At 37.6% G+C, this 15,400-nt stretch carries 18 protein-coding genes; 9 read left to right on the top strand and 9 right to left on the bottom strand.

The features are described 5' to 3' along the window. Nucleotides 1-3 precede the first annotated feature (3 nt). Nucleotides 4-861 carry a methyl-accepting chemotaxis protein gene (locus E3U55_RS17430; RefSeq protein ID WP_153801953.1) on the bottom strand — a complete coding sequence of 286 codons (858 nt, stop codon included), beginning with the start codon at nucleotides 859-861 and terminating at the stop codon, nucleotides 4-6. A 261-nt stretch (nucleotides 862-1,122) separates the two neighbouring features. Continuing rightward, on the bottom strand, nucleotides 1,123-1,881 hold the full coding sequence (locus E3U55_RS13280) for a C40 family peptidase (RefSeq protein WP_134340969.1): 759 nt from the start codon (nucleotides 1,879-1,881) through the stop codon (nucleotides 1,123-1,125). Nucleotides 1,882-1,997: 116 nt separating this feature from the next. Between E3U55_RS13280 and E3U55_RS13275 the strand changes: the two genes are divergently transcribed. After that, nucleotides 1,998-2,549, top strand: a complete 552-nt coding sequence (locus E3U55_RS13275; RefSeq protein ID WP_134340968.1) for a hypothetical protein — start codon at nucleotides 1,998-2,000, stop codon at nucleotides 2,547-2,549. Nucleotides 2,550-2,689: 140 nt separating this feature from the next. Here E3U55_RS13275 and E3U55_RS13270 read toward each other — a convergent pair whose 3' ends face one another. The 5 genes from E3U55_RS13270 to E3U55_RS13250 are packed head-to-tail and all read right to left on the bottom strand — an operon-like array spanning nucleotide 2,690 to nucleotide 6,865. After that, a complete protein-coding gene (locus tag E3U55_RS13270) occupies nucleotides 2,690-3,931 on the bottom strand; it encodes an ABC transporter permease (RefSeq protein ID WP_134340967.1) in 1,242 nt (413 codons plus the stop codon). Beyond that, nucleotides 3,924-4,856 (bottom strand): ABC transporter ATP-binding protein, encoded by a 933-nt coding sequence (locus tag E3U55_RS13265; protein ID WP_134340966.1) that lies wholly within the window; start codon nucleotides 4,854-4,856, stop codon nucleotides 3,924-3,926. The genes E3U55_RS13270 and E3U55_RS13265 overlap by 8 nt, the downstream gene beginning before the upstream one ends. A gap of 22 nt (nucleotides 4,857-4,878) precedes the next feature. Next, nucleotides 4,879-5,730 carry an ABC transporter ATP-binding protein gene (locus E3U55_RS13260; RefSeq protein ID WP_134340965.1) on the bottom strand — a complete coding sequence of 284 codons (852 nt, stop codon included), beginning with the start codon at nucleotides 5,728-5,730 and terminating at the stop codon, nucleotides 4,879-4,881. Beyond that, nucleotides 5,730-6,119 (bottom strand): GntR family transcriptional regulator, encoded by a 390-nt coding sequence (locus tag E3U55_RS13255; RefSeq protein ID WP_134340964.1) that lies wholly within the window; start codon nucleotides 6,117-6,119, stop codon nucleotides 5,730-5,732. The genes E3U55_RS13260 and E3U55_RS13255 overlap by 1 nt, the downstream gene beginning before the upstream one ends. 17 nt (nucleotides 6,120-6,136) lie before the next feature. Next, nucleotides 6,137-6,865 carry a hypothetical protein gene (locus E3U55_RS13250; protein ID WP_134340963.1) on the bottom strand — a complete coding sequence of 243 codons (729 nt, stop codon included), beginning with the start codon at nucleotides 6,863-6,865 and terminating at the stop codon, nucleotides 6,137-6,139. A 171-nt stretch (nucleotides 6,866-7,036) separates the two neighbouring features. Here E3U55_RS13250 and E3U55_RS13245 point away from each other — a divergent pair, with 171 nt between their 5' ends. The 6 genes from E3U55_RS13245 to E3U55_RS13225 all read left to right on the top strand — a co-directional run bounded on the left by E3U55_RS13245 (nucleotide 7,037) and on the right by E3U55_RS13225 (nucleotide 12,377). Then, complete coding sequence (locus tag E3U55_RS13245; protein WP_134341026.1) at nucleotides 7,037-8,227, top strand: multidrug effflux MFS transporter; 1,191 nt, start codon at nucleotides 7,037-7,039, stop codon at nucleotides 8,225-8,227. 97 nt (nucleotides 8,228-8,324) lie between these two features. Next, nucleotides 8,325-8,762: a peroxiredoxin-like family protein gene (locus E3U55_RS13240; protein ID WP_134340962.1), complete on the top strand. Its 438-nt coding sequence runs from the start codon at nucleotides 8,325-8,327 to the stop codon at nucleotides 8,760-8,762. Between the two features lie 437 nt (nucleotides 8,763-9,199). Beyond that, nucleotides 9,200-10,720 (top strand): acetaldehyde dehydrogenase ExaC, encoded by a 1,521-nt coding sequence (exaC, locus tag E3U55_RS13235; RefSeq protein ID WP_134340961.1) that lies wholly within the window; start codon nucleotides 9,200-9,202, stop codon nucleotides 10,718-10,720. A 76-nt stretch (nucleotides 10,721-10,796) separates the two neighbouring features. Continuing rightward, a complete protein-coding gene (locus E3U55_RS13230) occupies nucleotides 10,797-11,153 on the top strand; it encodes a DUF779 domain-containing protein (protein WP_134340960.1) in 357 nt (118 codons plus the stop codon). Between the two features lie 298 nt (nucleotides 11,154-11,451). Further along, a complete protein-coding gene (locus tag E3U55_RS17425; RefSeq protein ID WP_153801951.1) occupies nucleotides 11,452-11,598 on the top strand; it encodes a hypothetical protein in 147 nt (48 codons plus the stop codon). 68 nt (nucleotides 11,599-11,666) lie between these two features. Beyond that, nucleotides 11,667-12,377: a DsbA family oxidoreductase gene (locus tag E3U55_RS13225; protein WP_134340959.1), complete on the top strand. Its 711-nt coding sequence runs from the start codon at nucleotides 11,667-11,669 to the stop codon at nucleotides 12,375-12,377. Between the two features lie 186 nt (nucleotides 12,378-12,563). On the opposite strand, the gene E3U55_RS13220 is transcribed toward E3U55_RS13225, so the two are convergent. Both E3U55_RS13220 and E3U55_RS17570 read right to left on the bottom strand, forming a co-directional pair. Continuing rightward, nucleotides 12,564-13,235, bottom strand: coding sequence for a GDSL-type esterase/lipase family protein (locus tag E3U55_RS13220; protein ID WP_134340958.1), 672 nt, complete (start codon nucleotides 13,233-13,235; stop codon nucleotides 12,564-12,566). Nucleotides 13,236-13,390: 155 nt separating this feature from the next. After that, nucleotides 13,391-14,071, bottom strand: coding sequence for a hypothetical protein (locus E3U55_RS17570; RefSeq protein WP_194840921.1), 681 nt, complete (start codon nucleotides 14,069-14,071; stop codon nucleotides 13,391-13,393). Between the two features lie 182 nt (nucleotides 14,072-14,253). Between E3U55_RS17570 and E3U55_RS13210 the strand changes: the two genes are divergently transcribed. Both E3U55_RS13210 and E3U55_RS13205 read left to right on the top strand, forming a co-directional pair. Then, entirely contained in the window at nucleotides 14,254-15,078 is an 825-nt protein-coding gene (locus tag E3U55_RS13210) for an STAS domain-containing protein (RefSeq protein ID WP_134340957.1), read from the top strand. A gap of 138 nt (nucleotides 15,079-15,216) precedes the next feature. Beyond that, nucleotides 15,217-15,400: transposase (locus tag E3U55_RS13205; RefSeq protein ID WP_134340956.1), on the top strand; the 184-nt coding region annotated here is incomplete at its 3' end.

Here is a 15,400-nt window from a genome sequence, read left to right as displayed (position 1 = left end):
CTCCTATTTTTCGTTGACTTCTACGTTTTTTTTAGCCAGACCTGCTAGAATTTTTACACTTGAATTTACTTCTTCCATTGTTGCAGATAATTCTTCAATTGCAGCCGATTGAGAATCTGATTGCATGTTGACATTTTGAATATGCTCATTCAAATCGCCAATTGCGCTCTTAATTTGATTTGTAATATCATGGATTTCCGAGACTTTATCTTTAGAAGTATTAGCCATTTTTCTAATTTCATCTGCTACAACTGAAAACCCCTTTCCATGTTCACCTGCACGGGCTGACTCAATCGCAGCATTTAGACCAAGTAAATTGCTTTGCTCTGCAATATCTTTAACAACATTGGACATGTTCTCAATCGTTACAGCATTTTCCTTAACAAGTCCAGCCTTATCTGAAACTAGAGTGATGTTGCCTGCAAGGTCTGTAATTGACTGTGACATATTTTGGATTGTATGTGTGACGTCATTTACTACAGTTGATAGACTTGAAGAAGTCTCATTTAGTTGCTGAGCGTCTGTTATGCTTTGTCCAACGCCGATTCCACCAATGACATCTCCATCTTCATTATGTAAAGGAATGGCTCTTGCAATTAAATGGACGCCAAATAACTCTGGTGGTACAGTTGCGGCTTGGTTTTTGTTCTCTTTAATGGCGTTCGCAACGATATCTCCCTCAACTAAAGGGTCGCCAGGCGAGACGTTTAAAGAGAAGTTTTTTGCTGGAAAATTAATAATTAACTTTTCAGTGTCGTAAACTCCAATAGTAACATCAGCGTTAATAAGTGACTGTAATAGTGGGCCAACTCTAACGAATGCTTGTATAAGTGGGTGATGTACTTCAACTTCTTTCTGCAAAATATAACTCTCCTTTTTTTAAAAAAATGCATAACAATTATATCGTCTAAAAATATCCGTTTTTAAGGATATTAAAATAACTAATTATTATAAAATATTTTTGGATGCAAATAGTTGGTCCATATTTTGGTAATAAATAATGGAAAAATGGGCAAAAAAATGCTCCCTTTAAGCAACAGTTATTATTCATTAAACTGTCTGCTTAACAGGAGTCATTATCCCAGTAAGTTTAAGGAATTATTAAACTAAATAAGTAACCCTTTAAGTATTCAATTTAAATTGAAATTCAGGATGCTTATAAATAACCATAAATCGATTGTCATTTTCTAGCGTCGATAAATCTTCTGGTGAATAAAGGAAATAATCATTTTCTAAATTCATGCCAGCTCCGTAGTAATAGCAAAGCCAAACGAGTTTAGAACAATAAATTGAATTATAAGGATCATCTAATGACACAAGTGGACTGAATGAAAATGGTGCCATATTTTCACCTTTTTTAAGATGATCATCGTAAGTTTGTAAAAACTCATAAGCGAAATCCACTGCATTATGAGCGGCATAACGGTCGAGGCAACGTAACTGCATAAATTTCGGATGAATATCAATGAATTCCTGTATAGTTGATGTTCGAACCTGAGGCATGGATGTGGTTGCTTCTATAATATGTCGGCCATCTAAGACCATTGCAGAGTGCCCCATATAGCCGGGTGGAGGAAAGTCTCCAAAATTATCACTGGCTACCAGAATGTCTCCTGGTTGAAAGTCTAGCATGCGTTCGCTTTTTCTATTTTTGTTCCCAATGATCATCGTTTCGTGTTTATCACCATCAGCAAAAACTAAAACCACTTTAATAGGTTTGCCTTCTTCATTACGTAAATGAAAATCCGACATCGGGTGAAACGTACCTACTAAATTCCCACCTGAGTAAACCTTAATGTATCGAACTGGGTATCGAAACAAGTCAATGTGAACCGAAACCGTATCAGCCGTGCAAGTCCCCGTTACGATTGGGTCTCCCATGTTAAACACCTCATCTTCATAGTCGTATACTACAAGATATAGGTATTCACCCAAAAAAGTGCATGATTTGAAACAATATTTTTAAATTACCGTCTAATAGTTTAGAGGTGATGGACGTGAAAAAAGTTTGGTTATTAGTTTTGTTAGGGTTGCTTGTTGCCTGTAAGTCAACCGGTGCGCCTTCTGACAAGGAGCTTAACAAACATGAAGTGACTGATACTTCAAGTGAAGTTCGAGATGGAGACTTTATCTATCGTTTAGTGACGGAACAGGCAGAATATGAAGATGGTAAAGACGTGAAGGTATACGCAGAATTAGAATACGATGGGGATCAAGAATTTGTAGAAATTGTACATGGTGCAACACCATTATATTTCCCTGCTAAAGAAGTGACTCGAGGTTATGAGATGGGTTATGCGACGAATGATCCTCAGCTCTCAACGACCTTAAAACGAGGTGAGCCTATTCGAAAAGAGTACACTGGATCAGGTGGTTTTTCTATGTCAGACCCCGAGGAATACATCAACTTTATTCATCAAGTAACAGATGGTGATTTCCCAAAAGGTTTTTATAAAATTCAAGGGTATGCTGATTTTAGCTATAATGGAGTTGAATATAAAATCGAAACTGAGGTCCAATTTAAAGTGACAGATGAAGGTTTGTTTTAAGGGTTTGAAGATAAGCTGAGTTTTCTTCATAGAGAGGGGCTAAGTTCTCATAGAGGTCAAAGTTTTTCTTGTAGTGCAATAATAAGTTCTATGCTCTGGTTGATAAAAATAGGGTCTGACAGATGCCAGACCCTTATTTCTTATGCTTTTAACCATTTCCAAATTTCTTGTGGTGTTGCGTTTTTGCCATATATTAAAATACCGATTTGGAAGATCTTGCCCGCAAGCTTCATGAAAATCCAAATGCTTGCAAGTAAAACAACAATAGCAATTAAAATCTCAACCCAAGGCCACTCGTCCAGGACAGAGAGTCTCATAATTAATACTCCCGGTGCCGTAAATGGTACGAATGATGCTACTTGAGCAACGATGCCGCTTGGGTTACTGAAAATAGGTGCAATTAATACAAATGGTAGGAACGGAAGCATCATTACCATTCCTTGGAAGTTACCGCTCGTCGTGTAATCTTCCACTGTAGCACCTAACCCAACAAATAGTGATGCGAATAATAGATAACCTAAAACCGCGATAAATGTAAGGAGTGCTGTTTCAGGAACAAACAAGTATTCTAACACAGGAACGTCTTCCAGCTTCCATAGAGCAATAGGTAGCGCTAGCGTAATCCAAACACCAACTTGTAAGATTCCTAGAGTAAAGTAACCTAAGATTTTACCTTGCATTAATTCTCCGGCAGTCACTGAAGATAGAATAATTTCTGCCACTTTGTCTTTCTTCTCCTGTGAAGCACTTTGGAAAATCATCATACCCGAAATGACAATAGAGAATAAAACTAAACCTGCAAAGATTCCAGGGATCGCTGATTCATAGGGGAAGCCCCCCATTGCTTCTTCAGTGCTTTTATCACCAGCAGCTGTTTCAACTTCTGCAAGTTCGTACTGAATTGGCGTGTTCACGAGTTGCATTTGGTCTTGCGATAGACCAGCTTGTTGTAACTGCATTTGTTTCAATGGTTGTTGGAACACTTGTAGTTCATTTTCGAAACCTTTATCTAAATCGTCACCAATCATAAAGGTGACCAAACCTGATTTAAGAGATTCTTCATTGATTAAAACGTAGGCGGCGTCTTCTTGTTCTTTTAATTGACTTTGCATCGCTTTAGGTTGATCAGACGTCTCAACAACATTCCAGTCAACAAAATCTTCATTTTCAATCATCGGTTCAATCGCTTCATAAACACCTAATTGATCATTTAAATAAACCGTTGTTCCTGCTTCTTCATCTTCACTGAGGTTACTGAGTAAAGTAGGTGCCGTAGAAAATAAAATGAAAAGAACGGGTGTTAAAAATAGAGATATAATAAATGATTTGTTGCGTATATTTCTTTTAAATTCCCACTTGGCCACTTTCATGCTATTACGCATGAGCTTCACCCACTTCCTCTGCTAGATTTCGATCTGTTGCAATATCAACAAATATTTCGTGTAAGGATACACGGTCTACTGATAATTCTTGTACGTCTATGTCGTTTGGCAATTGTTTTAACCAGCTAGTCACTTCAACATCTTGAGTTAAATATAGAATTGAAATATCATCACTTTGGTCAACACGCGTGACTTCGGGGATACGCTCAAGTGCAGCTGTTTCATTTTTACCACGAATTGTACATTTGAAGTTCGCATATTCTGTTTTTACATCATCCATCGAACCGTAAATTACTTTTTCTCCACGGTTAATCATGAATAAGCGATCACACATAGACTCTACCAGGTTCATCTGGTGTGAACTTAATAAAATAGCTGTGCCATTTTTCGCAAGCTCTTTAATTTCGTCTCTGAAAATCTCCTGGCTGACCGGATCTAGACCAGAGAATGGTTCATCTAAAATAAGAAGTTCAGGTTCATGAATAATTGAACCGATGAATTGCACTTTCTGTCCCATACCTTTTGAAAGCTCTTCTACAGAAGCGTACTCCTTACCTTTTAATCCTAGTTTTTCTAAGAAAACGAGTGCACGCTGTTTGGCCTTCTCTTTCGGATATTCTTTTAAACTTGCAAAATAAAGTAAAACATCCATGACCTTTACATTTTTATATAGGCCACGTTCCTCTGGTAAATAGCCGATTTTGTGACGTGGGATTTCTTTTCCTTCATGATTGTGGAAGGTTACACTTCCTTCATCCGGATACATAATACCCATAATGTTTCTAATGGTTGTTGACTTACCCGCGCCGTTTGGACCTAAAATGGCCATGATCTCACCTTGGTGCACATCAAATGATATATTTTTCAGCACCTTAGTGTTCTTAAACGACTTCTGTAAGTTCTCTACGCTTAAGACTTTCTTCAATACTCTCTCTCCCTTAGTTTTTTTATATCGTTAACATCAGAGTAATAGCCTCTTCTATATCTAATTTCTCTTTATGAGACCACTCGAGTTGATGTTGACTTAATTGAAGTTCTAATTCTATTTCGTTATCAGTAATGATCGTGCGAGAATTTTTTCGCTTTTTCTCACCTGGTAATGGTTCTTCAGGCAAAGGTTCTGTGATCCAATATTGAGTATAAGCTTGTGACAGTTCTTCTTTTTCAAAATGACCAAGCATCTGACCGTCTTGGATGATTGCGATAGTATCAGCTAACTTGCGTATTTCATCCGTTTGGTGACTTGCAAAAATTAGTGAGCGATTGCCTCGCTCCATCCATTCAACGAGGATAGCCATTAATTTTTGTTTGGACGGGATATCCATATCGGATGTTGGTTCATCAAGAATCATGATATCTGTGTTTCTAGCGATCGTTAATGATAAGGCTAGTTTTTGCTGCATCCCTTGTGATAGCTTACTAAATTTTTTAGATAGATTGACATCGAATGCCTCAACAATCTCTTCAAATAAATGGTCATCCCAAGTTGGATAGAAATTAGAAATCAGTACTTTTAGCTGTTTACCTGTATATGGATCATAACCTGTAAAGCGTTGAGGCAAATATGCAACTTGGTCTTTCCAATGCTCATTGTTTTGAATATCCTCGCTTAACATACGAATTTGACCGTTATTAGGTTTCACTAAGTTCATCAACATTTTTATAAATGTACTTTTACCCGCCCCATTGCTACCTACAACTGCTGTAATTAGGCCTGGTTCTATGGCCATGTTTAATGGACCTAATTCAAATTCATCAATTGTTTTTGAAACATTGTTAAGTTCAATCACTGAATTCATCACAAATCCCCCCTTGAGTCTAAAAGAGATTGGAATAACTCTTTTATTTGTTTTTTAGAGTAGTTATGTTGAACCGCGGTATCTATTGCTTGAGATAATGCTTGAGATACAGAGTCGTGTTTCATTTCCTGTTTAAGTGCAGGGTTGATATCAGCAACAAACGTCCCTTTTCCTTGTAAGGTTTGAATAAATCCTTGATACTCCAGGTCTTGATAAGCACGTCTTGTGGTAATGACACTCACCTCCAGATCTTTTGATAACGCACGGATGGAAGGGAGGGGGGAACCAGTTTGTAACTGTCCACTAGCGATTAGTGCTTTTATCTGGTTTTCAATCTGATGATAGATGGGTTCTCTTGATTGTTGTGAAATCTTGATTGGAAGTTCCATTCAAATACTCCCTCCAATTAATTTAAAAAGTCTATGACTTGAATCTTTTTTAGCGCATGTTTCCACCAAAATAATACTGATACAATAGCCGTTAAAATTGAACCAATGGCGGTAAGTAGTGGCCATTGAGCTGCCAAGTAGGTTGTAAAATGAATAATTCCATTACCATATAGTGCGTAAGCGAAAGCGAAAACTACGCCAACTCCGATTATTAAAAGAAATATATATAGTAGAAGTTTCTCTGTTGTTACATTCACATCGCCTAAATCTGATGCTGGAAAAACAGCACCAAATGCTAGACCAACACTTACCCATAAGATGACAAATGAGATAAATGAAGTGACATCTAAAATACCTCTTAACTGAGGAGATATATAAAGTAAACTGATAAAAATAATTAAATACGGTAATATCATCGTGAAAAATATGATAAACCGACTTTTAATTAACACTTCATTTTTAATTGCTAATTGATGTAAAAAAATGAAGACAGGTGAAGCATAGTTTTCATCACTAATCTTCTGATATTGAAAGGGTTTAGGTACCGCCCAAGCATAACTGTAGAAAATTATTAAGATGAAAAATATATCAATCCCCATCGTGCTGTTTTCAAAGTAATGTTGAAATGCTCCAAGGGTAATGATTAACATGATGCCACCACTTAGTGAAAGAAGAAGAAGTCGATGCAACCAAGAATTTTTTATTTCGAAAAAAGCTAAATCCTTGGCTGTTTTCCAACTGTTCATATTTAAAAGCCTCCCAACTGTTATACTGTTTATATCTATATACACAGTATATACACTTCATATACACACTGTCAACAAATTTTAATCAACTTACTTTTATTTTTGTTTTTGTTGCTATAGCATGGTTTATGTGAATATTAAGGAGAGGTGTTATTTTTGTCACAATCAAGAATGGAACGATGGAAACTACTTTTAATGTTAGGTGCATTAACAGCACTTGTACCTTTAACGATAGATTTATATTTACCAGCTTTCCCATCTTTAGCAGAAGATTTGGGAACAACAACATCCCTAACACAGCTTAGTTTAACCGCGAGTCTGGTCGGCATTGCCTTTGGGCAACTGACAATCGGCGCATTAAGTGATATATTTGGAAGAAAAAAACCGCTCGTCATTGCCATTATGATATATGTTATTGCTTCTATTATTTGTGCGATTGCCCCAAATATTTGGGTGTTGATACTTGCTCGTTTTGCGCAAGGGTTTTCTGGAGCTGGCGGGATTGTCATTTCCAGGTCAATCATTCGAGATTTATATGATGGTTCTGAGATGACCAAAATGTTCTCATTACTGATTTTAGTTATGGGGCTCGCGCCAATTTTAGCGCCTATGCTAGGTGGACAGATTTTACTTTTCACCAGCTGGAGAGGTTTATTTACGATTCTTTCTGTAGTAGGTCTTTTACTAGTTTTTCTGGCTATATTTAAATTAAAAGAAACATTGCCTCATGAAGAACGTTCAGAAGGCGGTTTGAAGACTACCTTCAGTGTGTTTACACGATTAGCGCAAAACCGTCGCTATATGGGGTTTGCTTTAGTTCAAGCTTTTACTGCTGCATCACTGTTCGCATATATCTCGGGTTCATCATTTATTTTGCAGGATATTTTCGCTTTATCCCCGCAAACTTATGCAATGGTGTTCGGATTAAATGCACTAGGTTTTATTGGAATGAGCCAAGTCGTCGGGAGATTAACAGACTATGTTAAGGAAGAACGTTTACTTGTTGCTGGTTTTATCGTAGCTCTTACAGGTGGGGCGACATTACTAACAGCTTCACTTATTGATGGGGGACTTGTTTTAGTGGTAATTGGACTTTTCTTCATTACATCTAGTACAGGGATGATTAATCCGACAAGCTTATCTTTAGCGATGCAAACGCAGAAACGTAATGCGGGAAGTGCTTCGGCATTGCTCGGATTGTTCCAGTTTATTTTTGGGGGAACTGTTGCCCCATTAGTTGGCCTATTTGGAACAAGCACAATCTTGCCATTAGCAACCATTATAGTCGTCAGCCAAGTGTTCGTTGTGCTAAGTTATATATTATTAGTTAAAACTAAGGAGGTCATAGGTAGTGAATCTTAATTATGATGTAGAAACACAACAAAGTACCGTTGAACTAAACGAACTTCTTAGAAACCAAAATACCATTCTAGTATTTACTCGTCATCTTGGTTGACCATTGTGTCGCCAATATCTCGCGCAGTTGCGTGAACAGTATGATTTAATTGAGCGTGAAGGTTACCAAGTGATAGCTGTAGCGCCGTCTCAAGCATCGTTTATTAAACAATTTTTAGACTCGTTTGGACCATATCCTTTTGGCATTGTGGGTGATCCTAACAAGGAAGCGTTTAAAGGGGTAGGAACGATTACACAATCGAGGTTCAAGTTATTTACAAAAGTCGCACTAGGTATGCTGACACGTAAGTTGAAAAATGTGATTCCTAAAGACAAACAGCAGGCCGAATTTGTGAAAAAATCGATGACTACTCAAGATGTTTTTATCCAAGGTGGCACTTTCATTTTTGATGAAAACGGTAAACTAATCTGGAAACACATCGATGAATCACCAGAAAAACATGCAAGAGTAAGAAAGATATTAGAAGTGATAAAAAATTAAACAATAAAGGATACTTGGAAACATTTCAAGTATCCTTTTTCTATAAAGTCCGGAAAAGAAGGTTGAAGGTCCGGAAAAAGGTGTTATTTAAGTTCTTTCGACACGTTTCGACCCTTTAAACTTACAAAAAAGCTCCTGAAACTACGAAAAAAGCTCCGGAAATGTAAGACTCAATACTCTAAAAATGGATGAAATCCTTCCTTTCTATTACTAAATAATCATTGAAAAGATGTAATTCATAAATTTGAGTTAATACTCATAGATTTAAATATGACAAGCTTGTCTACAATTGTAATTAAACTTTAATCTAAATATTCTGAATTATTTGGTAGAATTGATGGACAAGAGTTTCAACATGCTAATACATAATCGTTAATTGAAAGCGCATACACGATTCTATGGAAGCTCTTGTGAATTATTAAAAGGAGGACGAAATAATGACTTACGCATTTCCAAACACAGATGGAGCAGTAATTAACTTTAAAGAACGGTACGAAAACTATATTGGTGGAAAATGGACACCTCCAGTTAATGGGCAGTATTTTGAAAACGTCACACCAGTAACGGGTAAATCATTTTGTGAAATTCCTCGCTCAACTAAAGAAGATGTCGAGCTTGCTTTAGACGCCGCTCATGGGGCTAAAGAAGCGTGGGCTCAAACATCTGTTGCTGAGCGAGCAAATATGCTTAATAAAATTGCTGATCGAATAGAAGAAAACTTAGAAATGTTGGCGGTTGCAGAAACGTGGGAAAATGGTAAATCTGTTCGTGAAACACTCAATGCAGACTTACCGTTAGCAGTTGATCACTTCCGTTATTTTGCTGGAGCCATTCGTGCACAGGAAGGTTCAATTGGAGAAATCAATAATGACACCGTGGCTTATCACTTTAATGAGCCGATTGGTGTGGTTGGGCAAATTATTCCGTGGAACTTCCCGTTACTCATGGCGACTTGGAAGTTAGCGCCAGCACTAGCAACTGGTAACTGTGTGGTGCTTAAACCAGCAGAACAAACACCTGCATCTATTTTAGTTTTAATGGAGCTCATTGAAGACTTAATTCCTGCAGGTGTTCTGAATATTGTTAATGGGTTTGGGTTGGAAACTGGTAAACCATTAGCACAGAACCCACGCATTGATAAGGTGGCATTCACTGGGGAAACGACAACAGGTCGTATGATTATGCAATATGCGTCTCAAAACTTAATCCCTGTAACACTTGAGTTAGGTGGTAAATCACCAAACATCTTCTTTAAAGACGTGATGGCAGAAGATGATGACTTTTTAGATAAAGCGATTGAAGGTTTAGTCATGTTCGCGCTAAATCAGGGAGAGGTTTGTACGTGTCCATCTCGTGCATTAATCCATGAAGATATTTATGATGAGTTCATGGAACGAGCATTACAGCGAGTAAAAGCTATTTCGACTGGCAACCCACTCGACCCGAATACTATGATGGGTGCACAGGCTTCAAGCGAGCAGTTGGAGAAAATTTTATCTTATTTAGACATTGGTAAACAAGAAGGCGCAGAGTGCTTAATCGGTGGTGAGCAGAACGTTAAAGACGGTGACTTTGCCGACGGTTACTATGTACAGCCAACTGTGTTTAAAGGTCATAATAAAATGCGAATTTTCCAAGAAGAAATCTTCGGACCTGTTTTATCAGTTACGACATTCAAAACAGATGAAGAAGCTATGGAAATCGCAAATGATACGTTATACGGCTTAGGTGCAGGGGTGTGGACACGTGATATTAATAAAGCTTATCGCTTTGGTCGTGGTATTCAAGCAGGACGTGTTTGGACAAACTGTTATCACGATTACCCGGCTCATGCTGCCTTTGGTGGTTATAAAATGTCAGGTGTCGGTCGTGAGAACCACAAGATGATGTTAAGTCATTATCAGCAAACGAAGAACTTACTTGTCAGCTATAGCCCTCAGAAATTAGGCTTTTTCTAAGTTTGATTGAATATAATAAAGTAGAAGCCTGCTCTTGAGTAGGCTTCTTTCAATAACAAGAAAGGTGAGTGTTAGTATGGTCGATCGCGTCAAAGCGACAGATGCTACCTTGGAGCTAATCGAATTACTAAAAAGTAAACACGGACCCGTTATGTTTCACCAGTCAGGTGGTTGCTGTGATGGCAGCTCGCCGATGTGTTACCCTGAAGGCGATCTAATGGTTGGTGATCAAGACGTTTATTTAGGTGAGATTGGTGGCGCGCCTTTCTATATTCATCGTAATCAATTCGAGTATTGGAAGCACACTCAGCTCATCATTGATGTGGTTGATGGTCGGGGTGGGATGTTCTCCCTTGAAGGCGTGGAAGGTAAGAGGTTCTTAACTCGCTCTCGTGCCTTTACAGATGAAGAAAATGAGGAACTACAAAAATAGTGAAGCTCCTTGCGTATTCGCGCAAGGGGTTTTTTTGAAGAGTTCTCAAAAACGTTAAATTCGTTTCTGAAAAAGCCTCTTTTTTGCTCAATCCATCAAATTTCTTCTCCCAAAAACACCAAAACTTAATCCAATTAAACTTAAATTTTTGCCCGAAACACAGCACCAAATAACCGTTTTATTAAAACTTTCCCTCCAAACTGACAAATTAGGCTTGCCAACCGAGTCAATAGTTTTGCAATATTATAATTCCATACGTACACTATGTATAAGATTGTTAAAAACGAGGTGATTTGCGGTGACAATCGTATATTATATGTTAACTCTAATGGTATTAAGTGCAGCCGCATTCCTACTGTACAAAGGGTTAAATAGCTTATTCAAACATCGAAAGAAAGAGCTCAACTTGCAAGAAAGCGAAGCAAGACACGTGAATACGAAATAAGCGTTTTGATTGAGTTTTAGAACTAAATATACAATAATGGCTCTGAGACAGATTATGGAGGTTTGATGATGAAGATTGAAATCTGGTCAGATGTCGTTTGTCCTTTCTGTTATATTGGGAAAAGGCGATTAGAGCAAGCGATGAACCAATTTGATCATAAAGAAAATATCGAAATCCATTTTAGAAGCTTTCAGTTAGATTCGAATGCAGAGAAGAATCCAGAACAAGATATTCACCAACTGCTAGCGACTAAATATGGTGTGACCTATGAAGAAGGAAAACAAATGAATAGCAATATGGCTGAACAGGCAAAGGGTGTAGGCTTGGAATTTAATTTTGACCAAGTGATTCCAACGAATACTGAAGATGCCCATCGATTAAGTCATTATGCTAATAAACAAAATAAAATGTATGAAATGATGGAACGTTTAATGCGCGCATACTTCACAGAAGGTAAGGATATAGGAGACCATGACGTGTTGGGAGACCTTGCTGAAGAGCTTGGTTTCAAACGTGATGAAGTGATGGAAGTACTCGGTTCGTGCAAGCACAAACGCGATGTAGTAGCGGACCAACAAGATGCTGTGCAAATTGGTGTTCAAGGGGTGCCGTTCTTTGTGTTTAATGAAAAATACGCAGTATCCGGTGCGCAGCCAATAGAAGTATTTAAAGACGTTCTTAATAAAGTCCATGAAGAAGAAAAAAGTAAGCCTCAGATACAAGTTCTGAACCAAAAAAAATCCAATACTGAATACTGTGATGACGATTCATGTCGTTAAGTTATAACCAGTCGTGATAATTCATGGCTGGTTTATTTTTGTGGATGGCTTTTGTGCTTTGAGGCAAAAGCTTCTTTAATTACATACATTTTTAAGAGGTTTTATCGCTACTTTGAGTGGCTTATTCGCTACTTTTTCATTAACCTGAACACAAAAAAGGATGACTCATCATCATGAGTCACCTCTCTAATTTTTCTTCTGCTGTCTGTGTTCTAATAAGAAAGTTTTTAACGGTTCATATCCTGATGCAGCCGTTGCTTCAGCAATAATTTCATAACCGTATTTATTAGGGTGAAGCCCGCCGAAATTTAATAAATGTTCTGCACCGTAAATAAAGTAAGGGTATATATCAACAAAAGCAATATGATCATCTTCAAATGAAAGCAATATGTCATTAAAACGTTGAACCCAAAAATCACTATAGGATAAATGAGGAAATGGATTATATAAACCGATCAAACGAATGATATAAGGTGTGGGGTGAAGTGATTTAAGAAAGCGAATTTCAGCCAATACCGCTAACATATTTCGATAAAAACTAAAGGTGGCTTCGTCGAAAACACCAGGGATAAAAGTTCTTGTGAACTCTCGGTTTGCTTGTAAAAGGTCGTTTCCACCAATCGTTATAGTAATAATATTCGCTGTCATTAATCGTGATTGAACTTTCTCATCTTGAATTCGATACAACAAATCAGCACTTGTGATTTTATTTTTGGCAAATACCTCCGTCCGAACAGGAATCTGTAGTGTTTCGACCGTACGTTGCGCGTAACGATTAACAAAACCTTTAGAAAAGTAATTGCCAATTCCTACGGTTAACGAATCCCCTATCCCTTTATATACAATAAAGTCATTCATGGTCTCCCTCCTCCAAAAACAAGTTCTATAGGCTGATAACCTAAGCTCGCCCAACTTTTGCTTAAAAAGTTACCGCCTAATTTCTCACAAAAAAAGCTGCCTCTTATCATTAAATGTAAGAAGCAGCCTGGAGGAATGGGTACATACCATCCCTTTTATAAAAAGAATGGGAAAAATATTCTAGACAAGTTAAAGAATGGGTATCGGTAACGTCTAAAACGACGGAATCGTCTTGGGTAACCGTAGCCATAGTCGGGGCCGAAACCTGGACCAAAACCATAACCTGGTCCCCCACCAGGACCAAAGCCACCACCTGGGCCAAATCCAGGGCCACCACGATCGTCATCCATGTCTCCGAATGGGACGATTAAAGTTACACCATCCTCATCGTACTCATCAATAATTCCTTCAAACAATTGACCATCAACCGTCTCTACCTGGACCAGGTAAAGGTGATGTTTGTTACACATATCAAACATTTGCTTTTTGTGCATTTCAGGCTTCATTTGAGAATTAGGTTGCATTGGACTTTGTTGAGCACCGCCTACATTGGGTTGCATCTGTTGCTGTACACCACCAACGTTAGGTTGCATTTGCCCTTGCTGCATTCCACCAACATAAGGCTGATTAGGGCCCATCCCCCAATTTTGCATGTTTGGGTTCATCTTAGGTTGCATCTTGTAATCAGGTTGATTTTGAATCTTCCCTTTTTGATGATACATTTTTCCTTTAGCATCATTCATTTTACCTTCAGCTTGGTTATAGAGCTTACCTTTATTTTGGTGGATTTTACCTTTTCCTTTGTAATCCTGCATCTTTCCTTGGTACTTATCCATAGTTAAACCTCCCTTTATTTCCTTCATAATTAAACTATTCAATAGTTAGGCAAACGTGCTTGTCTTCATTAATGGGTCGTTATGCGTAATTTATTCAAAATTAAAACGATTTTATTAGGAAAATAGCGAATCGTTCGTTATAATTATGAGTATCAAATAATATCACTGAGGTGCTAGAAGTCATGTCGGAAAACACTCTAACAGTAAAACAAGAGATTGAACTGATGGGGAAAAAGTTAGAAGAAAAGAAGTATGATATTGCGACGTTATTGGCAGCTGATCCAGAAAGTATAGACGATGAACAAGCGCAGGAAATAAGGGCTCAATTAGCAGGATTTTTCGCAGATGCATGTCTTTTTGGTGTTGAGGGACAAATTGAAAAAATGTCAGAGTGGGGAATGAATACTGGAAAGTTCGCGATTGAGCGTGGCACGGAGTTAAACACGACGTTAGAGAGAGTTTCAAATTTACGGTTAATTATATGGGGAGAAGTTGAAAAAATAGCGAAAGAAAATGACTTCTCAATTGAAAGTATTTTTGAATTAATTCGTAGGTTAGATCCTGTTTTAGATGAAGGAATCTATTCATTTACAACAGCATTTATCGAAAACTATAAAACGAAAATTCAAGAATCACATGATAACTTCCTTGTATTATCAGCACCTGTTGTGCCATTAATGCAAGGCTCAGCAGTGCTACCGGTTGTTGGTAACGTCGATACAGAACGTGCTGAGATTTTATTAGATACAGCATTAAAAGAAGCGAACAATCAAGACTTAAACAACTTGTTTATTGATTTATCTGGTGTACCTGTCATTGACACGATGGTTGCCAGCCATATCTATAATATTGTTGAGTCTATGGAATTAGTAGGTACACATGCTATTTTAGTGGGTATCAGACCAGAAGTCGCTCAAACTATGGTCAATCTAGGCCTTCACTTCAAAAACATAGAAACGCATAGTACATTGAATCAAGCATTAGTTAAACATAAGGTGTTTGAGTAAGTGAATTTATAGAAACGGCTCTAAAATATATGTTGGGGTACAGATAATTTTCTGACAAATAAAAAACACGCAATCTCCTAATTTTGTTAAACTTTGTTTAGACCAATAAACAAGTACAAAAAAGGAGATGCGTGTATTATGAATTTTAACATTTCATTGCCTGGATTAGAAGAGTTTATTATTACAAAAACAGTTGAAGCGGATGGACTTTACCAACTCCATATGGAGTTGGAGAGACAACCTCATTGCTGCCCAGAGTGTTACACAGTCACAAATCGAGTACATGATTATAGAGTACAAAAAATTCAACACGTTCAAGCTT

Source organism: Filobacillus milosensis (assembly GCF_004402015.1).
Taxonomy (GTDB): Bacteria; Bacillota; Bacilli; order Bacillales; family Alkalibacillaceae; genus Filobacillus; species Filobacillus milosensis.
Note: the sequence above shows the minus strand (reverse complement) of the source record. Positions and strands in the feature narration are given on the sequence as shown.